Source organism: Crenalkalicoccus roseus, assembly GCF_004761865.1.
In the GTDB taxonomy this organism is placed as follows: Bacteria; Pseudomonadota; Alphaproteobacteria; order Acetobacterales; family Acetobacteraceae; genus Crenalkalicoccus; species Crenalkalicoccus roseus.
Genome location: NZ_SJDM01000008.1, coordinates 51,467 through 75,352 on the forward strand (window position 1 = coordinate 51,467; position 23,886 = coordinate 75,352).

General features: G+C 74.4%; 21 protein-coding genes. 9 read left to right on the forward strand and 12 right to left on the reverse strand.

Annotation, left to right across the window (positions count from 1 at the left end; genetic code table 11):
* Nucleotides 1-103: 103 nt before the first annotated feature.
* Nucleotides 104-2,050: a TRAP transporter permease gene (locus tag ET526_RS08985; protein ID WP_135467356.1), complete on the forward strand. Its 1,947-nt coding sequence runs from the start codon at nucleotides 104-106 to the stop codon at nucleotides 2,048-2,050.
* Between the two features lie 18 nt (nucleotides 2,051-2,068).
* Nucleotides 2,069-3,532 (forward strand): AMP nucleosidase, encoded by a 1,464-nt coding sequence (locus ET526_RS08990; RefSeq protein ID WP_135467357.1) that lies wholly within the window; start codon nucleotides 2,069-2,071, stop codon nucleotides 3,530-3,532.
* A gap of 18 nt (nucleotides 3,533-3,550) precedes the next feature.
* Here ET526_RS08990 and ET526_RS08995 read toward each other — a convergent pair whose 3' ends face one another.
* Nucleotides 3,551-4,492 (reverse strand): mitochondrial fission ELM1 family protein, encoded by a 942-nt coding sequence (locus ET526_RS08995; protein WP_135467358.1) that lies wholly within the window; start codon nucleotides 4,490-4,492, stop codon nucleotides 3,551-3,553.
* Nucleotides 4,493-4,546: 54 nt separating this feature from the next.
* Between ET526_RS08995 and ET526_RS09000 the strand changes: the two genes are divergently transcribed.
* Complete coding sequence (locus ET526_RS09000) at nucleotides 4,547-5,272, forward strand: orotate phosphoribosyltransferase (RefSeq protein ID WP_135467359.1); 726 nt, start codon at nucleotides 4,547-4,549, stop codon at nucleotides 5,270-5,272.
* 37 nt (nucleotides 5,273-5,309) lie between these two features.
* Here the strand turns inward: ET526_RS09000 and ET526_RS09005 are convergent, their stop codons facing one another.
* A complete protein-coding gene (locus ET526_RS09005) occupies nucleotides 5,310-6,659 on the reverse strand; it encodes a serine hydrolase domain-containing protein (protein WP_135467360.1) in 1,350 nt (449 codons plus the stop codon).
* Nucleotides 6,660-6,792: 133 nt separating this feature from the next.
* A complete protein-coding gene (locus ET526_RS09010; protein WP_204623572.1) occupies nucleotides 6,793-7,473 on the reverse strand; it encodes a DNA-3-methyladenine glycosylase family protein in 681 nt (226 codons plus the stop codon).
* A gap of 226 nt (nucleotides 7,474-7,699) precedes the next feature.
* Here ET526_RS09010 and ET526_RS09015 point away from each other — a divergent pair, with 226 nt between their 5' ends.
* From ET526_RS09015 to ET526_RS09025, 3 genes are all read left to right on the forward strand, one after another.
* Nucleotides 7,700-8,419 carry a response regulator gene (locus ET526_RS09015; protein ID WP_135467361.1) on the forward strand — a complete coding sequence of 240 codons (720 nt, stop codon included), beginning with the start codon at nucleotides 7,700-7,702 and terminating at the stop codon, nucleotides 8,417-8,419.
* Nucleotides 8,416-9,822 (forward strand): ATP-binding protein, encoded by a 1,407-nt coding sequence (locus ET526_RS09020; RefSeq protein ID WP_135467362.1) that lies wholly within the window; start codon nucleotides 8,416-8,418, stop codon nucleotides 9,820-9,822. Before ET526_RS09015 ends, ET526_RS09020 begins: the two co-directional genes overlap by 4 nt.
* Nucleotides 9,823-9,947: 125 nt before the next feature.
* Nucleotides 9,948-10,541 (forward strand): OmpA family protein, encoded by a 594-nt coding sequence (locus tag ET526_RS09025; protein ID WP_135467363.1) that lies wholly within the window; start codon nucleotides 9,948-9,950, stop codon nucleotides 10,539-10,541.
* 13 nt (nucleotides 10,542-10,554) lie between these two features.
* Here ET526_RS09025 and ET526_RS09030 read toward each other — a convergent pair whose 3' ends face one another.
* Entirely contained in the window at nucleotides 10,555-11,049 is a 495-nt protein-coding gene (locus ET526_RS09030) for a CHAP domain-containing protein (protein ID WP_135467364.1), read from the reverse strand.
* Nucleotides 11,050-11,313: 264 nt separating this feature from the next.
* Between ET526_RS09030 and ET526_RS09035 the strand changes: the two genes are divergently transcribed.
* Together ET526_RS09035 and ET526_RS09040 are read left to right on the forward strand one after the other, a co-directional pair.
* Nucleotides 11,314-11,874: a hypothetical protein gene (locus tag ET526_RS09035; protein WP_135467365.1), complete on the forward strand. Its 561-nt coding sequence runs from the start codon at nucleotides 11,314-11,316 to the stop codon at nucleotides 11,872-11,874.
* Entirely contained in the window at nucleotides 11,871-12,332 is a 462-nt protein-coding gene (locus tag ET526_RS09040; RefSeq protein ID WP_135467366.1) for a putative periplasmic lipoprotein, read from the forward strand. Before ET526_RS09035 ends, ET526_RS09040 begins: the two co-directional genes overlap by 4 nt.
* 205 nt (nucleotides 12,333-12,537) lie before the next feature.
* Here ET526_RS09040 and ET526_RS09045 read toward each other — a convergent pair whose 3' ends face one another.
* The 8 genes from ET526_RS09045 to ET526_RS09080 form a co-directional block, all read right to left on the reverse strand.
* Nucleotides 12,538-13,338, reverse strand: a complete 801-nt coding sequence (locus ET526_RS09045; protein ID WP_135467427.1) for an RNA methyltransferase — start codon at nucleotides 13,336-13,338, stop codon at nucleotides 12,538-12,540.
* A 332-nt stretch (nucleotides 13,339-13,670) separates the two neighbouring features.
* The gene (gene cysS, locus ET526_RS09050; protein WP_456305110.1) at nucleotides 13,671-15,107 is read right to left on the reverse strand and encodes a cysteine--tRNA ligase; all 1,437 of its coding nucleotides are present in this window, start codon (nucleotides 15,105-15,107) and stop codon (nucleotides 13,671-13,673) included.
* Nucleotides 15,108-15,223: 116 nt separating this feature from the next.
* On the reverse strand, nucleotides 15,224-16,411 hold the full coding sequence (locus tag ET526_RS09055) for a PQQ-dependent sugar dehydrogenase (RefSeq protein WP_135467368.1): 1,188 nt from the start codon (nucleotides 16,409-16,411) through the stop codon (nucleotides 15,224-15,226).
* A 199-nt stretch (nucleotides 16,412-16,610) separates the two neighbouring features.
* Nucleotides 16,611-17,948, reverse strand: a complete 1,338-nt coding sequence (gltX, locus tag ET526_RS09060; RefSeq protein WP_135467369.1) for a glutamate--tRNA ligase — start codon at nucleotides 17,946-17,948, stop codon at nucleotides 16,611-16,613.
* Nucleotides 17,949-17,976: 28 nt separating this feature from the next.
* Entirely contained in the window at nucleotides 17,977-18,306 is a 330-nt protein-coding gene (locus ET526_RS09065) for a hypothetical protein (RefSeq protein ID WP_135467428.1), read from the reverse strand.
* 68 nt (nucleotides 18,307-18,374) lie between these two features.
* Nucleotides 18,375-20,039, reverse strand: coding sequence for an NAD+ synthase (locus ET526_RS09070; RefSeq protein ID WP_135467370.1), 1,665 nt, complete (start codon nucleotides 20,037-20,039; stop codon nucleotides 18,375-18,377).
* Nucleotides 20,040-20,214: 175 nt separating this feature from the next.
* On the reverse strand, nucleotides 20,215-21,408 hold the full coding sequence (locus ET526_RS09075) for a nicotinate phosphoribosyltransferase (RefSeq protein ID WP_135467371.1): 1,194 nt from the start codon (nucleotides 21,406-21,408) through the stop codon (nucleotides 20,215-20,217).
* A 10-nt stretch (nucleotides 21,409-21,418) separates the two neighbouring features.
* Nucleotides 21,419-22,798 (reverse strand): class II 3-deoxy-7-phosphoheptulonate synthase, encoded by a 1,380-nt coding sequence (locus ET526_RS09080; RefSeq protein ID WP_135467372.1) that lies wholly within the window; start codon nucleotides 22,796-22,798, stop codon nucleotides 21,419-21,421.
* A gap of 145 nt (nucleotides 22,799-22,943) precedes the next feature.
* Between ET526_RS09080 and osmF the strand changes: the two genes are divergently transcribed.
* Entirely contained in the window at nucleotides 22,944-23,879 is a 936-nt protein-coding gene (osmF, locus tag ET526_RS09085) for a glycine betaine ABC transporter substrate-binding protein OsmF (protein ID WP_135467373.1), read from the forward strand.
* Nucleotides 23,880-23,886: the final 7 nt, after the last annotated feature.

The following is a 23,886-nucleotide window of genomic DNA, read 5'->3' on the forward strand; positions in this document are numbered from 1 at the left end:
CGCGCCGGCTCGCTCCCCGCCGGGGCGCGGCCGGCGCCCCCGTTTCCGACACCGGGCCGCGCCGGCGCGCCCGCTGCAACCGCGAACCGAGATCCCTGCCCGCATGTCGGAAGCCCGCACCGCCCATGCCAGCGACGCCACGCAGCCGCCCGAGGATCCGGAAGCGCGCTCCGGCCGCCTGACCGGGACGGCCTTCTGGGTGGTCTTCGCGCTGTCCGCCGCCGGGCTCGGCATCGCGGTCAACCAGATCTTCAACCTCGGCATCGGCGGCTTCCGGCCGATCAGCACCGCCTACTACTACCTCGTGATCGGCATCTTCGGCGCCGTCGCCTACCTCGCCTTCCCCGCCCGCCGCTCGCAGCGGCACCGCGTGCCCTGGTTCGACTGGCCGCTCGCCGCCCTGGTGCTCGGCCTCGGCCTGTGGCTGGCGAGCGAGGCGCTCACCATCCAGCTCCGCGGCTGGCAGGCCATGGCGCCGGACTGGGCGGTGCCGCCGGCGGCGCTGTTCATCCTGCTGGTGCTCGAGGGGGTGCGGCGCACCGGCGAGACCATCCTGTTCTTCGCCTGCCTGATCTTCGCCGCCTTCCCGCTTTTCGCGGGCGGGATGCCGGGCTTCCTCTGGGGCGTGCAGCTCGACCTGCCGACCACGGTGCAGGAGCATGTCTTCGGCACGGAGAGCATCATCGGCATCCCGATGCAGGTGGTGGCCGACACGCTGATCGGCTTCCTGGTCTTCGGCGTGGTGCTCTCGGCCACGGGCGGCGCCACCTTCTTCATGGATTTCGCGCTCTCGCTGATGGGCACGAGCCGCGGGGGGCCGGCCAAGGTCTCGGTCGTCTCCTCGGCGACCTTCGGCATGCTCTCGGGAAGCCCGACCTCGAACGTGCTCACCACCGGCACCCTGACCATCCCGACCATGAAGCGCTGCGGCTACGCGCCGCACTACGCCGGGGCGGTCGAGGCCTGCGCCTCCACCGGCGGGGCGCTGATGCCGCCGGTGATGGGGGCCGCCGCCTTCATCATGGCGAATTTCCTGAACGTCCCCTACGCCGAGGTGATGATCGCCGCGGCGCTGCCCTCGCTGCTCTACTACCTGGCGCTGTTCCTGCAGACCGACCTCTACGCCGCACGCAACGGCCTGCGCGGGGTGGGGCGGGAGGAGGTGCCGCCGCTGCTGCCCACCCTGGCCGCGGGCTGGTACTACATCGCCGCCATCGTCGGCCTGACGGTGCTGCTGCTGTTCTTCCGCATCGAGGCGGAGGCGCCCTTCTGGGTGGCGCTGTTCCTGCTCGGCGTCGCGGTGCTGCGCCGCCGCGCCATCGGCTTCGGCTGGCGGCGCTTCGCCGGGCTGGTGGTGGATGCGGGCCAGACGGTGGCGCACCTGATCGCGCTGATCGCCGGCATCGGCCTGATCATCGGCGCGCTCTCGGTGACGGGGGTGGCGAACTCCTTCTCCCGCGAGCTGGTGCAGTACGCTGCCGGCAACATCGCGCTGCTGCTGTTCTTCGGGGCGCTGACCAGCTTCATCCTCGGCATGGGCATGACCGCCTCGGCCTGCTACATCTTCCTCGCCATCGTGCTGGCGCCGGCCCTGGTGCAGGCGGGGCTCGATGCCATGGCCTCGCACCTCTACGTGCTCTACTGGGGCATGGTCTCCTTCATCACGCCGCCCGTGGCGCTCGCCGCCATCGCCGCCGCCTCGATCGCCAAGTCGAGCCCGATGCGCACCGGGCTGATGGCGCTGCGCATCGGCATCCTGCTGATGCTGCTGCCGGTGCTGTTCGTGCTGCAGCCGGCGCTGATCCTGTGCGGCGACACCCTGCTGATCCTGCAGACCGTGGTCACCGCCGTGGCGGCGGTGCTGCTGCTCGCCTCGGCCTTCGAGGGGTATGTCTATCGCCTCGGGGCGGCTCCCGCCTGGGCGCGCCTCGTCATCGGGGCGGGCGGGCTGCTCATGCTGGTGCCGGAGGGGAGGACGGACGCCTTCGGCTTCGGCCTCGCCGTCGCCGGCATCCTGGCGATGGGGGCGCGGCGCCTCGTCGCCCGCTGAGGGAAGGGAGGGCAGCGCGTGCATGCGAAGGGCCTCACGCCCGAACAGGCGGTCGAGCGGCTGGAGGCGCTCCACGCCGCCATGGTCGGCGCGCTGCGCGGCGCGCTGGAACGCTTCGTCTCCGGCGGGCCGCCACCGGGGCCGGAGGAGCGCGCGCGCTTCCGCTACCCGGAGCTTCGCCTCTCCTACGACCCGCACGGTCCCCAGCCGCCGGCGACGCGCCGCGCCTTCGCCAAGTTCCAGGCACCCGGCGAATACGCCACCACCATCACCCAGCCCGGCTTCTTCCGCGCCTATCTGCTCGAGCAGCTCCGCCCGCTGGCCGAGGATTTCGGGGCCACGATCGAGGTCGGGGTGAGCGGGCAGGAGGTCCCCTACCCCTACGTGCTGGCGCGGGGCGACGAGTTCTCGGGCGATGCCGGCATCGCCGCCGCCCTGGCCCGCCACTTTCCCACGCCCGCCCTGGCCGCCGTGGGCGACGAGGTGGCCGACAGCCTCTGGCGCTTCGAGCCCGGCCGGCCGCGCCCCCTCGCCCTGTTCGACGCGCCGCGGGTGGACTACTCGCTGCGCCGGCTGATGCACTACACCGGCACCGACTGGCGCTGCGTGCAGCCCTGGATCCTGCTCACCAACTACCACCGCTACGTGGACCAGTTCGTGCAATGGGGCATCGGCCAGCTCCGGCGGGAAGACGGCCCCTGGCAGCGGCTGGTCCTGCCCGGCGGCATCGAGATCGCGCGCGGCCAGGACCTGACGGAGGCGGAGGCGATGGCCGCCACCGTACCCTGGCACCGCTACCAGATGCCGGCCTACCACCTGCTGCGCGACGACGGGGCGGGCGGCACGACGCTGGTCAACATCGGCGTCGGCCCCTCCAACGCCAAGAACATCACTGACCACCTCGCGGTGCTGCGCCCGCATTGCTGGCTGATGGTCGGGCACTGCGCGGGGCTGCGCCAGTCGCAGCAGATCGGCGACTACGTGCTGGCGCACGGCTACCTGCGCCGCGACCGGATCCTCGACGACCTGGTGCCGCCCGAGGTGCCGATCCCGGCGCTGGCCGAGGTCCAGCTCGCCCTGCAGGAGGCGGCGGCGCGCGTCACCGGCGAGCGCGGCGACAGGCTGAAGGAGCGGCTGCGCACCGGCACCGTCGTCACCTATGACGACCGCAACTGGGAGCTGCGCTGGTCGCAGGAGCGGCGGCGCATCAACCTCTCCCGCGCCATCGCCGTGGACATGGAGAGCGGCACGCTGGCGGCGCAGGGCTATCGGCTGCGCGTGCCCTACGGCACGCTGCTCTGCGTCTCCGACCGGCCGCTGCACGGGGAGATCAAGCTGCCCGGCACCGCCGGGGCCTTCTACGAGCGGGCGGTCAGGGAGCACCTGATGATCGGCCTCGCCGCGCTCGACCTGCTGCGCGGCGAGCTCGCCTCGCTGCACTCGCGCAAGCTGCGGAGCTTCGACGAGCCGCCGTTCCGGTAGAGAGGCTGCGCGCGGCCGTCAGCCCGGCGGCAGCAGCCCGCGCGCCCGGATCTCCGCGGCGACCCGCCCCGTCTCGTCGAGCGGCGCGCGCGCGAAGGGCGCAGGCGCGGCGGCGAGGGGCCGGGCCTGGCCGGCGGCGTAGAGGCTGTCATGCAGCGCCCGGTGCCGCCGGCCGAGGCCACCGGGATCGGCCACGAAGACCGGCGCCGCGGTGACCAGCGCCTCGGACAGCATGGACACGGAATCCCCCGTCACCACCACCGCATCCGCCCAGGCGAGGAAGCCGAGGAAGGGGTTCGGCCCCGCATCGCCCCAGCGGAACAGAAGGTGCGGCAGGGGGGCGAGCGCCGCCGCCAGCGCCTCCGTCGCCGCCCGGCCGGTGCGGCGGCTGGCGGTGGCGAGCACGCTGCCGGCGAAGCCCCCCACCCTTCGGCCGAGCGACGCCGCCACCTCCGGCGCCATGCCCTCCGCCCGCACCGGGCCGCCCAGCAGCAGCGCCACCCGCGGCGCGGGCAGGGCCGACAGCGCCGCCCAGGCCGCCCGCGCCGCCGCGAGCCCGGCCGGCGAGAGGCGGTGCGTGGCGCCGAGGATCGGCAGCACGTTCGGCGCCGGGGGCGGCGCGTCGTGGCGGCCGAGGACCAGCAGGTCGAAGCGCGCCGCGCCAAGGCCGGGGCGCATGCAGTGCACCGTACGGGCGCCCCGCCGCGCCAGCCACAGCGCCAGCGGGGCGGAACGCCGCCCGGCGGAGAGCACGAGGCGCGGCCAGGGCGGGCGCAGCGCCCCGCGCGCCGCAGGCGCCAGCCCGGCCCGCGTCGGCCAGGGCCAGGGCAGCCGCGCCAGCGGCCCCCATTCCAGCGCAAGGGCGCGGAACGGCGCCCCCAGCCGCTCGGCGATGCCGAGCGCCTGCGCCGCGGTGCCCGCGCGCGGGTCGGCCAGCACCCACACCGCTTCCTCCGTCATGGACGGCGCGGGGTGCTGCGGCTACGAGAGGCCGACCGCTGGAGGACGCTTGCCATGAGCGCGCATCATGCCTCGGACTGGGACCGCGACGCGGCGCTGACCACCGCGCGCATCCTGCTGGAGATCAAGGCGGTGAATTTCCGGCCCGAGGAGCCCTACACCTTCACCAGCGGCTGGAAGAGCCCCGTCTACATCGACTGCCGCAAGATCATCTACTTCCCCCGCGCGCGCAACCGCATCTGCGACCTCGGCGTGGAGAAGATCGGCCGCCACGTCGGCTATGAATCCATCGACGTGGTGGCGGGCGGGGAGACGGCGGGCATCCCCTTCGCCGCCTGGATCGCCGACCGCATGCTGGCGCCCATGGCCTATGTGCGCAAGAAGCCGAAGGGCTTCGGCCGCGGCGCGCAGATCGAGGGCGACGTGCCGGAGGGGCTGCGGACGCTGCTGGTCGAGGATCTGACGACGGACGGCGCCAGCAAGATCCGCTTCGCCCAGGCGCTGCGCGACGCGGGCGCGATCTGCGACCACACCTTCGTCGTGTTCTACTACGGCGTCTTCCCCGGCAGCTTCGAGACGATGAAGCAGATGGGGCTCGCGCTGCACCATCTCTGCACCTGGTGGGACGTGCTCGAGGTGTGCCGCGAGCGCCCCTATTTCGAGGAGAGCGCGCTCAAGGAGGTGCGGAAATTCCTCGAGGACCCGGTGGCCTGGTCCAAGGCGCATGGCGGCATCGGCTCGGTCGAGGAGGCGCGCGCGCCCCGCGACGCGGCGGAGTAGCGGCGGCGCGGCCGACGGCGGCCGCGCCCCGGCCCGCTCAGGCGAAGGCCTGGTACACGAGCTGGCGGATGGCGTAGCGGTAGTACAGCCGGTCCGAGGGCCCCTGCATCATCAGCACCGCGTAGAGCTCCTCCCGGGGGTCCACCCAGAAGTAGGTGCCGGTCGCGCCGCCCCAGAAGTAGTCGCCGACGCTGCCGGGCACCGGGCTGCGCCCCTGATGCGTGCGCACCGCGACGCCGAGGCCGAAGCCGTACCCGGTCTCCGGCGCGGGGGCGAGGCCGCCGAAGATCGGGAACAGGCCGGGGCCGTACTGCACGCCCGGCGGCAGATGGTCCGCGGTCATGAGCTGGACCGTCTTGGGCGAGACGATCCGCGCCTCGCCCAGGCGGCCGCCGTTCAGCAGCATCTGGCAGAACCGCGCGTAGTCCATCGCCGTGGTCACCATGCCGCCGGCCAGGCCGGCCATGCCGCCGCCACCCGAGAACAGGCGCGGCCGCTCGAGCGCGTCGGAGATGGTCATGCGCTGCCCGGTCGCGGGATCCACCTGCGCCCTGGCGATCCTTCCGGCCGCCTCCGGCGGGTTCTGGAAGCCGGTGTCGGCCAGGCCGAGCGGCGCCGAAATGCGCTCGCGGATGAAGCGGTCGAGGTCCATGCCGGAGACCACCTCGACCACCCGGCCCAGCACATCCGTGGAATGGCTGTACTCCCAATGCGTGCCCGGCTGGTAGCGCAGCGGCAGCCGGGCCAGCCGGGCCACGAATTCCTCGCTCGTCTGGTTCGGATCGTTGACCCTCGCCTCCGCATAGGCCTGCTGCACCGGATCCACGGCGCCCCCGCCGGCGACCGGCAGCGCGCCATAGGTCAGCCCGGAGGTGTGGCGGAGGAGATCGAGGATGGTCATCCCCCGCTGCGCCGGCGCGCGCTCCATGCCCACGGCCTGCTCGCGGAACGCCGGCAGGTAGCGGCTGACCGGATGCCAGAGCATGAGCCTGGCTTCCTCCATCAGGATCAGCGCGGCGAGGGAGGTGATGGGCTTGGTGAGGGAGGCGATGTGGAAGATCGCGTCGGCGGTCATGGGCGCGCCGGCGTCGCGGTCGCGGAAACCCACCGCCTCATGGTAGGCGAGCCTGCCGCCCCGGCCGACCGCCACGACGGCGCCGGGGATGCGCCCGGCCTCCACCTCGGCGCGCAGCCAGGCGGCGATGGCGCCCAGCCGCTCCGCGGAGAGGCCGACATCCTCCGGCCGCTCGGCGCGGGGCAGGGCGGCGGGCGCGCGGGCCGCCGCGGTCGGGGCCTCCGCCTGCTGCGCGGCGGCCCGCCGCGAGGCGGCGCCTCCCGCAAGGGCGGCGCCGGCGATGAGCGACAGCGTGGCGCGTCGGTGCAGCATGCGTTCTCCCCCTTTCTCGCCCGCCGCGGCGGGTTGTGCGGCATCGTATCATATCGCGGCCCCGCGGCGTTGACGCTCCCGTGACGGCCACGCCGGAAGGGCGCCGCGGGCGGTCGCAATGCCTCCGGCCCGCTCAGCCATCCTCCACCGCCGGCCGCCCGGTCACGAACCGCCAGTGGTGCCAGAGCAGCCGCGCGGCGAGCGCGCGCCAGGGCCGCCACGCCTCGGCGATGGCGCCGAGGGCCGCGGGCGAGGGGCGCGCCGGCAGGCCGAGGAGATGCGCCGCTGCCGCCGCCAGCGCCAGATCGCCGGTGGGAAAGACATCCGGCCGCTGTTCGGCGAAGAGGAGGTGGATCTCCGCCGTCCAGCGGCCGAGGCCGCGGATGGCGGCGATGTGCGCCACCGCCGCCTCGTCCCCCATCCCCGCCAGCGCCGCGAGGTCGAGCCGTCCCTCCAGGCAGGCGGCGGCAAGGGCGCGGGCATGCGCCGCCTTGGGCCGCGACAGCCCGGCGACGCCGCAGAGCGTGGCATCGTCCAGCGCCAGCAGCCCGGCGGGTTCCAGCGCCCCGGGCAGGGTGGAGAGGCGGCGCCAGATCGCCGCCGCGGCCTGGTTGCTGATCTGCTGGCCGCAGATGGCGCGGAGCAGCCCGGGAAAGCCGGGCGGGCGGGTGCGCCAGGGCAGCGGCCCGGCCGCCGCCTCGATGCCGGCGAGTCGTGGATCGGCGGCGGCCAGCGCGGCGAGGCCGGCACGCGCCCACGGCGGCGGGTGGGGAAAGGGGGGCGGCGGGGAGGCCATGGGGGAAGGGGGAGCCATCCCCGCCGCCTTAGCGGGTCGGGCGCCGGGCGCCAGACTCGATCGGCGCGGCGGCCCCGAGGGGGGCGGGGCGTTGCCGTCCGGTGGCGGCAAGATGGGGATGTTTTGGTCTCGAGCCTACATCCGGGAGGTTGTGAATTGTAACGAAATGCAACAAGGCGCGTTGCGGCAACCTGCCGCAACAGGTGCCCCGCGCAGCCTCCCTCGGGCGCGCTATGTTACAGCCATGGAGCCGCAACCGCATATCCTGGTCGTGGATGACGACCGCGAGATCCGCGACCTGCTCTCGAGATTCCTCGAGCGCCAGGGCATGCGCGTCAGCGCGGCGCGCGATGCCAAGGAGGCGCGGCGCCTCTGGCCGCTCGGCCGCTACCATCTCGTGGTGCTGGACCTGATGCTGCCGGGCGAATCGGGCCTCGACTTCGCCCGCTGGCTGCGCGCCCAGGACGACGTGCCGATCGTGATGCTCACCGCCATGTCGGAGGAGACGGACCGCATCGTCGGGCTGGAGCTCGGCGCCGACGACTACCTCGCCAAGCCCTTCAACCCGCGCGAGCTGCTGGCGCGCATCCGTGCCGTGCTGCGCCGCGCCGGCGGCGAGGGCGGCGGGCCGAAGGAGCCGCCGGCGCGGGCGATCCGCTTCGCCGGCTGGACGCTGGAGCCGGCGCGTCGCCGCCTGCTCAACCCGGAGGGGGTGGAGGTGCCGCTGACCGGGGGCGAGTACGAGCTGCTGCAGGTGCTGGTCGAGCGGCCGAACCGGGTGCTGACCCGCGACATGCTGATGGACCTGCTGCACAACCGCCAGGCCGGCCCCTTCGACCGCGCCATCGACGTCGCCGTCTCGCGCCTGCGCCGCAAGCTCGAGGATGACGGGCGCAACCCGACCCTGATCAAGACGGTGCGCGGGGGCGGCTACGTGCTGGCCGCGACGGTGGAGCGCGCATGAGCGAGGCGGCGCTGCCGGCGGAGGCGGCTGCCGCCCCGGAGCGGAGACCTGGTCTGCTGCGCCGGCTCTGGCCGCGCAGCCTCGCCGGCCGCACCGCCCTCGTGCTGCTCTTCGGCCTGACGCTGGTGCAGGCGGCGGGGCTGCTGATCCACGCGCTGGACCGCGTGGACCTGCAGCGGCTGATCCAGGCGCGGGAGATCTCGGGGCGCACCTTCGCGGTGTGGCGCACCGCGGTGCTGACGCCGCCCGACCGGCGCGCCGCCATGCTCGCCGACATCGAGCTGCCGCAGGGCCTCGCCGTCTCGCTCGACGAGGCGCCGCTGGTGCCGCCCGGGGCGCCGCCGCCCCCGCCGCACATCGTGCGCCTGTTCCGCCTGGACCAGATCGCCACGGCCGGCCCGCGCCACTTCCGCCCGCGCGAGGCGCGCTTCGCCGCCCTCGGCCCGCCCGACGCCTTCGCCGCCGCGCTGCGCCTGCCCGACGGGCTGTGGCTGAACCTGCGCGTGCACCTGCCGCCGCCCAGGCCCTGGCATTCCGAGACCTTCCTCGCCGCCTTCGCGGTGATGACGCTCACCGCCGTCGCGCTGACGCTCTGGGCGGTGCGGCGCCTGACCCAGCCGGTGCGGGCGCTGGCCGCCGCCGCCGAGCGGCTCGGGCGCGACGTCAACGCCCCGCCCCTGCCCGAGACCGGGCCGGCCGAGGTCGCCACCGCCTCCCGCGCCTTCAACACCATGGCCGAGCGCATCCGCCGCTTCGTCGGCGACCGCACGCAGATGCTCGCCGCCATCGGCCACGACCTGCGCACCCCGATCACCCGTCTCCGCCTGCGCGCCGAGTTCATGGAGGACGAGGAGCAGCGGCGGAAGATGCTCGCCGACCTCGACGAGATGGAGGCGATGATCACGGCAACCCTCGCCTTCGCCCGCGACGACGCGGCGGCAGAGCCCTCGGTGCCGCTCGACCTCGCCGCGCTCTGCCGCACCGTGCTCGACGAGGCGGCGGATGCGCGCCCCGAGGCGGCCGAGCGCCTGGCCTATGCCGGGCCCGGGCACCTGACCGTGCAGGCGCGCCCGACCGCGCTGAAGCGCGCGCTCGCCAACCTGGTCGGCAACGCGCTCGACTATGGCGGCGCGGCACGGCTGACCCTGACGCCGCCCGAGGCGCCGGGGCGGCCGGTCCGCCTGACGGTGGAGGATGACGGGCCCGGCATCCCGCCCTTCGCGCTGGAGGCGGTGTTCCAGCCCTTCCACCGCCTCGAGGCCAGCCGCAACCGCGAGACCGGCGGCGCCGGTCTCGGCCTGCCGATCGCGCGCAACATCCTGCGCGCCCATGGCGGGGATGTGGTGCTGCGCAACCGCCCCGGCCGCGCCGGGCTGCTCGCCGAGGTGACGCTGCCGGGCTGAGGGGCGCCCGGCCCGCGGCGCCGCCCCCTTCGCGCGGGGCCGCGTCACAGCCGCGGGAAGCCGGCCGCCGCCGCCGCGCCCGCGCGTTGTGGCGGCGACGGATCCTTCCCGGAGGAGAGTGACCGATGTCCCCTTCGCTGCGCGCCGCCCTGCTCGGGGCGGCCCTTCCGCTCCTCGCCCTGCCCGCCGTCGCGCAGGAGCGCGCCACCGGCACCGTGACCATCGAGCGCCCGCCGCCCGAGCCGCGCGGCTTCGTCGTCGAGCAGCCGGGCCGGCCGGGGACGGCGGTGGAGGTGCCGCGCGGCGCCGCGGCCGACATCCGCGGCGCCGACGTCGTGGTGGTGCAGGAGACACCGCGCGGGGCGCGCCTGACCGTGCAGAACGACGTGCTGTTCGACTTCGACCGGGCGGAGCTGCGCCCCGAGGCGCGGGAGGCGCTCGGCCGCGTCGCCGAGATCATCCGCGAGCGCCAGCCGCGCGCCGTGCGCATCGTCGGCCACACCGATTCGATCGGCTCCGAGGCCTACAACCAGGAGCTGTCGCTGCGCCGCGCGCGGGCGGTGGAGCAGTGGCTCGCCGCCAACGCCCCCGGCCTGCCGCCGATGCAGGTGGAGGGCCGCGGCGAGGCGGAGCCGGTCGCGCCCAACACCATCGGCGGCCGCGACAACCCGGAAGGCCGGCAGCAGAACCGGCGGGTGGAGGTGCTGCTCGAACGCTGAACCGGCGGCGGCCCTACCGCTCCGCCAGCATCCGCCGCGGATGCACGAAGCCATGGGCCGGCCAGACGGTGGCGCCCCAATCGCCGCGCGGCGGATACCACACCCGCACCAGCGACCAGTCGTTGCGCGGCGAGACGTCGCGCACCGGCTGGTCGCGCGCCACCCGGCCCTTGCCGGCGCCCGAACCCCAATTCGCGTGGTCCACTCGCAGCTCCCGCGCCGAGACGATGCGCGAGACCACCGCGACATGCCCCTGCGGCAGCCGGGCGGTGCGCGCCAGCACCAGCACGCTGCCCGGGCGCGGCGCCCGGCCGCGCTCGTAGCGCCCCGCCGCCTCCTCCCACCAGCGCCAGGCGTCGCCGCTGAGCTGGATGCCGGAACGGGTGCGGGCATAAGGCACGCAGGACCAGACGCCGCCCTCGCGGCCGGGCGCGGCGACGCGCGCCGTGCCGCAGGCGGCGAGCGGCAGCAGGGCGAGAAGCGCGGCGCGGCGCGCGAAGGCGTGCATCCCCTCGGAACCCCCTCCGTCCCGGCCCGCAGCCTAGACGAGCGGGGCGGGCGGCGGAATGCCGACTCGAGGGCGCAGGCGGGCCGCGCCCCCCTCCCGCGCGCCGCGAATCGGGCGTGCGGTGGCAGGTTTGCCATGCCGCGCCTCCGTTGCGCAGAACGGGATTGACCGCGCCGCCAAAGCGGAGGATGCGGCACTTCGCCCGACCGAGGGGCACGCGGCGGCGGATGCGGCCGCCGCGGACATGCTTGAACGCGAGGCCCGATGACCGAGAGACTCCCTGACGCCCGGCCCGAGCGGCGCGGTTCGGCCCGACGGGCCGGCGCCGCGGCCCTGACCGCCGCCCTGCTGCTCTCCTCCGCCGCCGTGGCGGCGACCCGCTGCCCGGACGAGCAGCACCAGGCCATGCACGAGGTGGCCGCCCTGAAGACCGAGCTGCTGGTGGTCGCCCTCGCCTGCAAGCAGGAGGACCGCTACAACGAGTTCGTCACCCGCTTCCGCCCCTATCTCGGCGAGAACGACAAGGCGCTGCTGCGCTACTACACCGGCACCCGCGGCCGCGCCGGGCAGCGCGACTACGATGCCTACGTCACCAACCTCGCCAATGCCCGCGCCAAGCTCGGCCAGGAGCTGGGCAGCGACTTCTGCCCGCGCAACAGCGCCCTGTTCGCCGAGGTGATGTCGCTGTCGGGCGGCAACGATCTGCCCGCCTACGCCGCCGGCAAGGACCTCGTTCCCGCCACTCTCGGCGCCTGCGCGGCGCAGGCGGCGGCCCCGGCCGCCGCGGTGCGGCCCGCCGCGGCCAGCCGGAGCCGCGGCCGATGAGGCATGCCCTGCCTCTCGCCGCCCTGGTGGTGGCGCTCGCCGGCTGCGCCCAGCAGCCGCAGCCGGTGGCCGCGCCCCAGGCGCGGGTCTTCGCCGTGGACATGCAGGGCGGTGCCCGGGTGTGCAACGCCACGCAGAACGTCGCGCTCGACCCGGCGCGGCCGGCCGAGGCGCAGATGGTGCTGGTCAATGACGGGGGGTGGTGCGGCATCTCGGTCGCCCAGCCCGGGCCGCGGCCCTACGCCGCCGGCCTGGTCACGGCGCGGCCCGCGCATGGGCGGGTGCACATCCGCACCGTCGGCGACCGCACCCGGGTGGACTACATCCCGGACCGCGGCTTCGCCGGCACCGACAGCTTCGCCGTGCGCATGCTGCCGGGCGGAGCGCAGATGCGCGTGGCGGTGACGGTCCAGCCCGGCCAGATCGCCGCCACCCCGGCGGCGGCGACGGGCCGCTAGAGCAGATCCCGTTCAGGCGGATCCGCCTGAACGGGTGAAGATGCCCGCACATCGAAAGACTGGAGCGTTTGCCGCGAGCCAGGGCGAACGGAAGGCGCTCCAGGGCGGATCGCGGAGGGCCGGAAACGGCCGGCCGCGCGACTCCGCCCCGCGAAGAGGCCGGCGCCGTTGCCGCCTCATGCTCGCGGCAACGGCGCCAGGAGCGTCAGCGCCCCGCCCCCTCCTCCGTCCAGGGGGGCGGCGCGTCGTGCTCGGGCCGGCCGCGGCGCATCCGGCCGCGGGAGAGCTCGGTCACCACCCCGTGCAGGGTGCGCAGCTCCTGCTCCGTCACCTCGCCACGCTGGAACCAGTGCCGCAGGTTGCGCACCATTCCGGCGCGCTTCTTCTCGTGGTCGAGGAAGCCGCTGGCGTCGAGCTCGGCGACCAGGCGCTCCAGGAATCCCTCCAGCTCGCCCTTCGCCGCCACGCGCGTCTCATGGGTCGCCAGCAGGCGCGGCGGCGCCGTCTCGGCCACGGTCCACCACTCATAGGCCAGGATCATCACCGCCTGCGCCAGGTTGAGCGACATGTGCGCCGGATTCAGCGGGTAGCGCACCAGCGTGTCGGCGCAGGCGATGTCGTCGTTGTCGAGGCCGCTGCGCTCGGGTCCGAACAGCACGGCGGCGCGCAGGGACCGGGCGTTGATCGCGCGCAGCTCCCCGGCGGCGGCGCGCGCGGTCAGCACCGGCTTGACGATGTGGCGCGGCCGCGGGCAGGTGGCGAGGACGCGGTGGCAGTCCGCCACCGCCTCGGCCACCGTGGCGTGCACGGTGGCGGCATCCAGGATGCGGTCGGCGCCGGAGGCGGTGCGCCAGGCGCGATCCTGCGGCCATCCGTCGCGCGGCGCCACCAGGCGCAGGTGGAACAGCCCGCCATTGGCCATGGCGCGCGCCGCGGCGCCGATGTTGTCGGCAAGCTGCGGGCGCACCAGCACGACGACCGGGCTCTCCCCCGGCGGCGGCGCCAGCGCCGCGCGCTCGCGCGAGCCGCGGTCCCACGCCTCCGGCAGCACGCGCCGCAGGCCGAGGGCGAAGGCGAATTCCGGCCGCAGCGTCCAGCCGCCCTCGCCGGGTGCGGCGATCAGCGCCAGCGGCTCCTCCGGCGGTGCGGCGCCGAGCGCGGCAGCCAGCGCGGCGGCGAAGGCGCGGTATTCGGCGATGGGGCGGCCGGTGGCGGCCTCCAGCGCCGCACTGTCGGCACGGCAGCCCGGGGCGGCGAGGTGGGCGCGCAGCCAGGCGCGTACCGCGTCGGTCAGCGCCACGCGCTGCAGCGCATCGGCCCAGGCCTCGGCGGAAGGGGTCATGCCCGGCGCCAGGTCGTTCCCCGCGGCCCGTCCTCCAAGATGATGCCCCTGGCGCGCAGCGCGTCGCGGATGCGGTCGGCCTCGGCGAAGTCGCGGGCCTTGCGTGCGGCGAGGCGCGCGGCGATGGCGGCCTCGATCCAGCCCGTATCCTCCCCGCCGTGCAGCCAGCGCACGGGATCCCCGCCGCAGAGGCCGAGCACCCCCGCCGCTTCGCGGAAGGCGCCGGCGGCCAGGCCCGGCAGCGCCGGCCAGTCGCGACCGACGCGCTTCAGCACCGCGGTGGCGCTGCCGCCGACGGTGGCGGCGTTCTCCAGCGTGCGCAGATCGCGCAGCCGGGTCAGCGCCAGGGGGGTGTTGAGGTCGTCGTGCAGCGGCTCCAGCGCCCAGGCCGCCATTTCCGCCCGCACCGCCTCCCGCTCCGGCGGCGCGGGGGCGCGGGAGAGCATGGCGTAGTCGTCGTCGAGCTCCGCCTTCGCCTCCTCGAGCGCGGCGAAGGTGAAGTCGAGCGGCTGGCGGTAATGCGTCTTCAGCGTCAGCAGCCGGAACGCCTCCCCCGCCCAGGGGCCGCGCTGCAGGATGTCGCGCACGGTGTGGAAGTTGCCGAGCGACTTCGACATCTTCTCCCCGTCCACGCGCAGCATGCCGTTGTGCATCCAGTAGCGCGCCATCAGTGCCGTGCCGAAGGCGCAGCGGGTCTGCGCCACCTCGTTCTCGTGGTGGGGGAAGATCAGGTCGTGCCCGCCGCCGTGGATGTCGAACACCTCGCCGAGATGCTGCCAGGACATGGCGGAGCACTCGATGTGCCAGCCGGGCCGGCCGCGGCCCCAGGGGCTGTTCCAGCCCGGCAGCTCCGGCGGGCTCGGCTTCCACAGCACGAAATCGCCGGGGTCGCGCTTGTAGGGCGCGACATCCACGCGGGCGCCGGCCAGCAGCTCCTCCGGGCTGCGGCCGGAGAGCCGGCCGTAATCGGGGAAGGAGGAGACGGAGAACAGCACGTGCCCCTCCGCCACATAGGCGTGGCCGCGCGCGATCAGCCGCTCGATCAGCGCGATCATGGCGGCGATGGATTGCGTGGCGCGCGGCTCCACATCCGGCGGCAGGGCGCCGAGGGCTTCCATGTCGCGGTGGAAATCCGCCGTGGTGCGGGCGGTGATGCTCTCGATCGGCTCCCCGGTCTCGAGGGCGCGGGCGTTGATCTTGTCGTCCACGTCGGTGATGTTGCGGACATAGGTGACGCGCGGGTAGAGCCGGCGCAGCAGCCGCACCAGCACGTCGAACACGATCACCGGCCGCGCATTGCCGAGATGCGCCAGGTCGTAGACGGTGGGCCCGCAGACATAGAGGCGCACATGCGCGGGGTCGAGCGGCTCGAAGCGCTCCTTGCGGCGGGTGAGGCTGTTGTGCAGGTGGAGCTCGGGGGTCATCGGGCGCATCCATAGGCCAGCCGGGCGCGGAACGCATCAGGCCGGCGAAGGAGGCGGTCCCTTCCCAGGGCGAAAGGGGCGGCCGCGCCGGCCGCCCCCTTCCCTTGCCGGGATTCGGCCGAAGCTCAGTTCGCGGGCTCCAGGCGGAACACCCGCCCGTGGATCTCGTCGGTCAGCACGTAGATGTGCCCGTCCGGCCCCTGGCGCACCTCGCGCACCCGCTGGCCGATGCGCAGCGATTCGTGCTGCGTCACCCTGTTATTGTCGTCGAGGACGACGCGGCGGATGTCCTGGGTGGCCAGCCCGCCGGCGAGCACGGAGCCCCGCCAGTCGGGGAAGCGCTCGCCGTCATAGACCGCAAGGCCGGAGGCGCCGATCACCGAGGTGGTCCAGACCAGGACCGGATCCGCCATCCCCTCCTGCGAGCGCTGCCCGGTGCCGATCGGCGTGCCGCCGACATAGTCCCTGCCCCAGCTCACCACCGGCCAGCCGTAATTCTGGCCCGGCCGGACCAGGTTCAGCTCGTCGCCGCCGAGCGGCCCGTGCTCGGTGGCGAAGATCCGTCCGTCCGGGTGCCGCGCCAGCCCCTGAACGTGGCGGTGGCCGTAGGAGAAGATCTCGGGCCGCGCATCCTGCCGCCCGGCGAAGGGGTTGTCGGGCGGCGCCGAGCCGTCGTCGCGCAGCCGCAGGATCTTGCCGAAATGGCTGTTCAGGTCCTGCGCCTTCTCGCGCACCAATCCTCCGCCCACCGAAACGGGCGGGTTACCGCCATCTCCCACGCTGAGCAGCAACGTGCCGTCCGGCAGCCACAGGATCTTGCCGCCGTAGTGCTGGAACTCCGGCTTGCCCTCCGAGACCTCGAAGATCACCTGCAGGTCGGAGAGCGCGTTGCCCTCGAGCTTGGCGCGCGCCAGGCGCAGCCGGTTGTCCTGCGCGGTGCCGTGGGCGTAGGTGAGGTAGATCAGCCGGTTCTCGGCGAAGTTGGGGTGCGGCGAGACCTCGAACAGGCCGGACTGGAACACCAGCCCGCGCTCCGGCGCGACGAGCACGGGCGGCGTGCCGGAGATCGGCTCGGGATCGAGCCGGCCGTTGCGGATGGCGCGCAGCCGCCCCGGCCGTTCGGTGACCAGCGCCGTGCCATCCGGCAGCCAAGCGATGGACCAGGGATGCTCGAGCCCCTCCGCGACCGCCACCTGGCGGAAGCCGACGTTCAGCGGCGGATCGCCTGATGCCTCGTAGGGCTGGGCGGACAACGCGGCAGTGCCGAAGACGATGGCGGCGGCCAGGGCCGCGCCTGCCGTTCTGCGTCGCATGGTCTCTCCCTCGGCGCCGCCTTCTTCGGGTGGCATGGACGGGTCCGCGGGCGGCGCGCCGAGACGCTAGCGGGCGCGAGGCGCCGGCCGCAATTCCCTGTTCCAGCCATGGCGGAAGCGGCGGGGGTGATCGCGGCATCGTGCGCGGCGCGCCGCCTCCCCCCGCGCGCCGTTGCGGCGGCAGGCGGTCCGTGCCCGGTCAGCCCCCCCCGGCGCTGAGGCGCAGGCGCGCCGCCACCCGCTCCCGCCCGATCAGCGGCAGCAGCGCGCGCAGATCCGGCCCCTGCTCCTCCCCGGTCAGGGCCAGGCGCAGAGGACGGAACAGCGCCCTGCCCCCGCGGCCGGTGGCGGATTTCAGTGCCGCGGTCCAGGCGGACCAGGTGGCCTCGTCCCAGGGTTCGGGCGGCAGCGCGTCCAGGGCGGCGCGCAGGAAGGCCTCCTCCCCCTCCTGTACCGGCGGCACGATGGTGCCGGCGACCACCTGCCACCACCCCCGCGCCTCCCCGAGCAGGTCGAGATTGCCGCGCACCGCCTCCCAGAAGCGCGCATCGGCGCCCGCGGGCAGCCGCTCCCGCACCGCCTCGAAGGGGGCGGATTGCAGCCAGCGGCGGTTCAGCGCCAGAAGCTGCCCCACATCGAACCGCGCCGGGGAGCGGGAGATGGCGGAGAGGTCGAACCCCGCGACGAGGTCGCGCGGCATCCCCGGCACCGGGTCGCGCGCGGTGCCGAGCGCGGCGAGGTAGCCGGCCAGCGCCGCCGGCTCCACCCCGTCCCGCCGGAGCTGGCGGAGCGAAAGCGAGCCGAGGCGCTTCGAGAGCGGCCCGCCCTCCGCATCGGTCAGCAGCGGCAGATGGGCAAAGGAAAGCGCCGCCGGATCGCCCCCCAGCGCCTCCCACAGGTCGAGCTGCACGCCGGTGTTGGTGACGTGGTCCTCGCCGCGGACGATGTGGGTGACGCCGCACTCCAGGTCGTCCACCACCGAGGTGAAGGTGTAGAGCGGCGTGCCGTCGGCCCGGATCAGCACCGGGTCGGAGAGGGAGGGCAGCTTCACCTGCCGCTCCCCCAGCACGCCGTCGCGCCAGGAGACGGTGCGGGAGGAGAGCAGGAAGCGCCAGTAGGGCTCCTTGCCATTGGCCCGCGCCCGCGCGAGCTGCTCCGGCGTCATGCGCAGCGCGGCGCGGTCGTAGACGGGCGGCCTGCCCTGGCGCAGCCGCTGCTCGCGCTTGGCGCGGAGCTCCTCCTCGCTCTCGAGGCAGGGGTAGAGGCGCCCGGCGGCCTTCAGACGCTCCGCCGCCGCCTGGTAGCGCGCCATGCGGTCGGACTGGCGGAAGCTCTCGTCCCAGTCGAGGCCGAGCCAGCGCAGATCCTCCTCCAGCGCCGCGGCGTACTCCGCCCTGCTGCGGGCGGTGTCGGTGTCGTCGAGGCGCAGCAGCACCGTGCCGCCATGCCGGCGGGCCAGCAGCCAGTTCACCAGCGCCACCCGGGCGTTGCCGACATGCAGCAGCCCGGTCGGCGAGGGGGCGAAGCGGAGCCTCATGGCGCGCGCCCCGGCGCGTCCCGGTGGCTCACTCCTCCTCCTCCGCCTCCCCATCCTCGTCGCGGCGGGGGTCGAGGACGCGCCAGTTCCGCTCCTCGGCATCGCGCACCGGGCGCGCGGCGAAGTCGGAGAGCTCGGCGGCACTGTGCCAGCCCTCGCCGCCGGCGCCGACGACCTCGGCATCCTCGCCGAAGGCGAACCAGGCGGCGATCACCGCCTCGGCCGACATGCCGGCGGCGCGGCAGCGCTCCACGCTGTCGCGCACGTAGCGGCGGGCGAAGGCGTTGGCGTGCTCCAGCGTGCGGAAGCCGCGGATGGTCTCCACCGGCTCCGCGCCGTTGCCGCCCGAGAGGTCCATGATGCGCACGGCGTAGCCGCCCTGCCGCCCGAACAGCCCGGTGTCGAAGACGCCGCCCTCCCGCCCGCTCACGACACCAGCTCCGTGTAGCCGTTGGTGATGGGATAGCGCCGGTCGCGGCCGAAGGCGCGGCGGGTGATCTTCACCCCGGGTGGCGCCTGGCGGCGCTTGTACTCGGCACGGTCGAGCAGGCGCCATACGCGCAGCACCGTGGCGCGGTCGTGCCCCTCCGCCACCAGCGTGTCGACGCCCTTCTCGCCCTCCACCAGCCCTTCCAGGATGGCGTCCAGCACCTCGTAGGGCGGCAGGCTGTCCTGGTCCTTCTGGTTCGGCCGCAGCTCGGCCGAGGGCGGCTTGGTGATGACGCGCTCCGGCATCACCGGGCCCCGCGGCCCCTTCGCGTCCGGCGGCACATGGGCGTTGCGCCAGCGGCTGAGCGCGAAGACGGTGGTCTTGTACACGTCCTTCAGCACCGAGTAGCCGCCGGCCATGTCGCCATAGAGGGTGGCGTAGCCGGTGCTCATCTCGCTCTTGTTGCCGGTGGTCAGCAGCATGTCGCCGAACTTGTTGGACAGCGCCATCAGCGTCACGCCGCGGATGCGTGCCTGGATGTTCTCCTCGGTGATGTCGGGCGGGCGATCCCCGAAGGCGGGCGCGAGCATCGCCCGGAAGGCCTCCATCGCCGGGACGATGTCGATGGTCTCGTACCGGATGCCGAGCAGCCCCGCGCAGGCGGCCGCGTCCTCGAGGCTCTCCGGGCTGGTGTAGGGCGAGGGCATCGCCACCGCCCGCACCCGTTCCGGCCCCAGCGCGTCCGCCGCCACCGCGGCCGAGAGCGCGCTGTCGATCCCGCCCGAGAGGCCGAGCACCACGCCGGGGAAGCGGTTCTTCTCCACGTAGTCGCGGAGCCCGAGCATCATCGCGCGGTAGATCTGCTCGAGCCGCGGCACCTCGGGCGGGATGGGCTGCGGCGCGCAGACCAGGCGCTCCCCTTCCCGCCGCCATTCGGTCAGGCGGATCTCCTCCTCGAACAGACGCATCGCCACCGCCAGGCTGCGGTCCGGGTTGAGCACGAAGCTCGCCCCCTCGAACACCAGCTCGTCCTGGCCGCCCATCTGGTTGAGGAAGACGAAGGGCAGCCCGGTCTCCACCACCCGCCGCACCGCGAGGTCGACCCGCCGCCGCGGCTTGTCCGCCTCGAAGGGAGAGCCGTTGATGGAGAGCAGGATCTCCGCCCCGCTCTCCGCCAGGGTCTCGCTGACGCCGGGGAACCACCAGTCCTCGCAGATCATCAGGCCGAGGCGGAAGCCGCGGAACGCCACCGGCCCGGGGCAGGGCCCCGGGTCGAAGACGCGCTTGTCGTCGAAGACGCCGTAGTTGGGCAGCTCGTGCTTGGCCCGGCGGGCGAGGATGCGCCCGCCCTCCAGCACGAACAGCGCGTTGTGGAGCCTGTCGCCCTCCTGCCACGGGCCGCCCACCACCAGACCCGGCCCGCCATCGGCGGTCTCGGCGGCGAGGTCGGCGATGGCCGCGGCGCAGTCGGCGACGAAGGCGGGCTTCCTCACCAGGTCCTCGGGCGGGTAGCCGGCGATGGAGAATTCCGGCGTCACCACCAGCGCGGCGCCGAGCCGCGCGCCCTCGGCGCGGGCGGCGCGGATGCGCTCGGCATTGGCGCGCAGCGCGCCCTCATGCGGGTTGATCTGGGCGAGGGCGATGCGCAGGGTGTCGGCCATGGACGGAAGCTAGGGTTCGGGTTGCGGGGGGTCAACGCGCGGGGCCGGGGGCGGTGCCCGGCCGCCCCGGCGTATCCGCTCCGGAGCGCGAGCCCCTTGCGTGGACCGCGCTTCCGGCCGTTTCCAGCCCTCCACAATCCGCCCCGCAGCGCGATCCGCTTCGGCGGATCGGGCGCTAGCCCGGCACCCCGCCATTGCGCCGCCGCCCGCCGTTGCGGCGCAGCAGGAACTCGCGCCCCACCTTCACCCGCGGCGCGCCGTCATAGGCGACGATGTCGGCGGTGGCGTAGGTCTCGGACCACACCTCGGGGATGAAGCTGCCGGTGCCGACCACGTCGATCGGCGCCTTCGCCTCGGCCATGACGCGGCATTTCTGCACGTTGAAGCCGGAGGAGGCGACGATGCGCACCCCCTCGAAGCCCGCCTCGTCCAGCGCCTCGCGCATCCGCCAGATGGCGGCGGCGGAGACGCCAGTGCCGACCAGGTGGCGCAGCTCCGTCTCGCTGCGGTAGCGGCGGATCGCCGCCGGCGCGTGGCGCTCCAGCACCGCGTAGCTTTCCGCCGGATCGAGCCCCTCCAGGAAGCGCCCGCCATGGGTGTCGAGCCGCACCGCCAGCCGCCCGGCGGCGGCGAGTTCCGGGAAGCGGCGGCAGACCGCGAGCGCGTCCGTCACCTCCCGCCCGAAATAGTCCACGAGGACGGTCAGGTCCTCCTCTGGGAAGGTCTCGTGGAACATCTCGGCGGCGCGGACGGTGGAGTTGGCGTAGCCGATCAGCGCGTGCGGCATGGTGCCGCGCCCGCGCGGACGCTCGCCGCCGAACCAGTGCGCCGTGGCGTCCGTGGCGTTGCCGATGAAGCCCCGCGCCCCCTCCGCGCGCGCCGCGGCGCTGCCGACCGAGGCGGCGTAGGCCATCATCTCCTGCATCTCCGCCCCCGCGCAGTGCCGCGCATCCATGGCGAGGAAGGCGACCTTCGGCAGCTCCAGGCACATCTGGTAGGCGTTGTGCGCGGCGACGCAGGGCGGCCCGAGCTTCTGCAGGTAGAGGGTCTCGAGGTCCACCAGCTCGGCGAAGGAGCCCGAGAGGTAGAGGATGGGATCGCCGGCGCCGACCCAGCTCCCCTCCGGCCGCATCACCTCGATGTCGAAGGTGGTGCCGCGCGCCTTCGCCACCGCCGCGATCCAGTCGAGCATCAGTCTCGGGGCGCTGATGACCGGGCGGCGCATGAACACCGCATAGGTGACGTGGCAGTCCCCGAAGCGGCGGACGATGGCGCGGGTGCGATTGAAGTAGGTGTCGGTACGCGCCGCGATGGCGGCGTCCGGGCCCGGCGCGGCCTCGGTCGTCCTGCCGGCCCGTCCGCCGCTCATCGCGCGCCCCTCACTCCGCCGCCTGCGCCGGCCGGCGCTCGGGCCGGGCGCGGCGGGCCTTCAGCTCCTCGGCGATGAGGAAGGCGAGCTCCAGCGACTGCTCGGCGTTCAGCCGGGGGTCGCAGAAGGTCGCGTAGTTGGCGGCGAGGTCGGCCTCGCCCAGGCGGTGCGCGCCGCCGAGGCATTCGGTCACGTCGCGCCCCGTCATCTCCACGTGCACGCCGCCCGGGATGGTGCCCTCGGCGTCGTGGGCGGCGAAGAAGCGGCGCACCTCGGAGAGGATGGCGTCGAAATTCCGGGTCTTGTAGCTGCCGGCGGTCACGGTGTTGCCGTGCATCGGGTCGCACAGCCAGGTGACGTTGCGCCCGGCGCGCTGCACCGCGCGCAGCAGCGGCGGCAGCCTCGCCTCCACCTTGTCCGCGCCCATGCGGGAGATGAGGGTGAGGCGCCCCTTCTCGTTCGCCGGGTTGAGCGCGCGGGTCAGCTCCACCAGCTCCTCCGGCTCCATGCTCGGCCCGACCTTCATGCCGATCGGGTTCCTGACGCCGCGCAGGAACTCCACATGCGCGCCCTCCGGCTGGCGCGTGCGGTCGCCGATCCAGAGGAAATGCGCCGAGCAGGCGTACCAGTCGCCGGTGGTGGAATCGACGCGGGTCAGCGCCTGCTCGTAGGGCAGCAGCAGGGATTCGTGCGAGGTGTAGAAATCCGTCTCGCGCACCTGCGGCAGGTCGGACATGCCGCAGGCCTGCATGAAGGCGAGCGTCTCGTCGATGCGGTGCGCGAGGTCCTGGTAGCGGTCGGCGAGCGGGCTGCGCGCCACGAAGCCGAGGTTCCAGCGATGCACCTGGTGCAGGTCGGCGTAGCCGCCGGTGGCGAAGGCGCGCAGCAGGTTCAGCGTCGCCGCCGACTGCATGTAGGCGAGCTCCATCCGCTGCGGGTCCGGCACCCGCGCCTCGGCGCTGAATTCCGGACCGTTGATGATGTCGCCGCGGTAGGAGGGCAGGGTGATCCCCTCCCGCGTCTCCACCTCGGAGGAGCGCGGCTTGGCGAACTGCCCCGCCATGCGGCCGAGCTTCACCACCGGCAGGGAGCCGCCGAAGGTCAGCACCACCGCCATCTGCAGCAGCACCCGGAAGGTGTCGCGGATGACATTGGCCGTGAAGTCGGCGAAGCTCTCGGCGCAGTCGCCCCCCTGCAGCACGAAGGCCTGCCCGTCCCCGGCGCGGGCCAGCGCCGCCTTCAGCCGGCGCGCCTCCCCGGCGAAGACCAGGGGGGGAAAGCGGGAGAGCTTCGCCTCCATCGCCGCCAGCCGGGCCGGGTCGGGGTATTCGGGCACCTGCCGGATCGGCATCTCCCGCCAGCTTCCGGGGTGCCACGCGCGCGCAACCATGTCAGCCATCCCTCATCCGGCCGTGACAGTAGCGGCGCGACCGGGCCTGGCCAAGCGCCACCCCCCTCCTCTCCGGCGGGCGCTGGCGCCCGCGGCACCGGGCGCGCATGATGCTCCGCGCCCCTGGCCTGCACATGGAGGAAGCATGGAGCGACGGATCCTCGGCCGGCGGAGGCTCGGCCTCCTTCTCGGCGCCGCCCCGGCACTGGCCGCCCTTCCGGCCCGGGCGCAGGGGCGGGAGCGCGTCGTCGTCGCCTCGAAACTGGACACCGAGGGCGCGCTGCTCGGCCACATGATCCTGCTCGCGCTCGAGGCCGAGGGCGTGCCGGTGGAGAACCGGCTGCAGCTCGGGCCGACGCGCGTGGTGCGCGAGGCGCTGCTGGCGGGCGAGATCGACCTCTACCCCGAATACACCGGCAACGGCGCCTTCTTCTTCCGCAGGGAGGAGGATCCGGCCTGGCGCTCCCCGCAGGCCGCCTACGACATGGTGCGGCGGCTCGACGCCGAGGCCAACCGCCTCGTCTGGCTCGACCGCGCCCCGGCCAACAACACCTGGGCCATCGCCGTGCGCGGGGACGTCGCGCGGCGGGAGGGCCTTGCGACCATGGAGGATTTCGCCGCCGCCGCCGGGCGCGGCGTGCTGCGCCTCGCCGCCTCGGCCGAGTTCGTCGAGAGCCCCGCCGCCCTGCCCGCCTTCGAGCGCGCCTACGGCTTCGCCTTCCCGCGCGAGCGCATCGTGGTGCTGCCGGGCGGCGACACGGCGGTGACCATGCGCGCCGCCGCGCAGGGCATCGGCGGGGTGAACGCGGCCATGGTCTACGGCACGGACGGGGCGATCGCGGCCCTCGGCCTCGTCGTCATGGCGGACAGCAGGGGGGCGCAGATCGTCTACGAGCCGGCGCCGGTGGCGCGCGCCGCGGTGCTGGAGCGCCATCCGCGGATCGCCCCCGCCCTGGGGCGCATCTTCCCCGGGCTGACGGCGGAAACGCTGCGCGCGCTCAACGCCCGCATCGCCGTGGAGGGCCAGCCGCCGCGCGAGGTGGCCAGGCGGCACCTCGCCGAGGCCGGCCTGCTGCGCTGACCGCGCC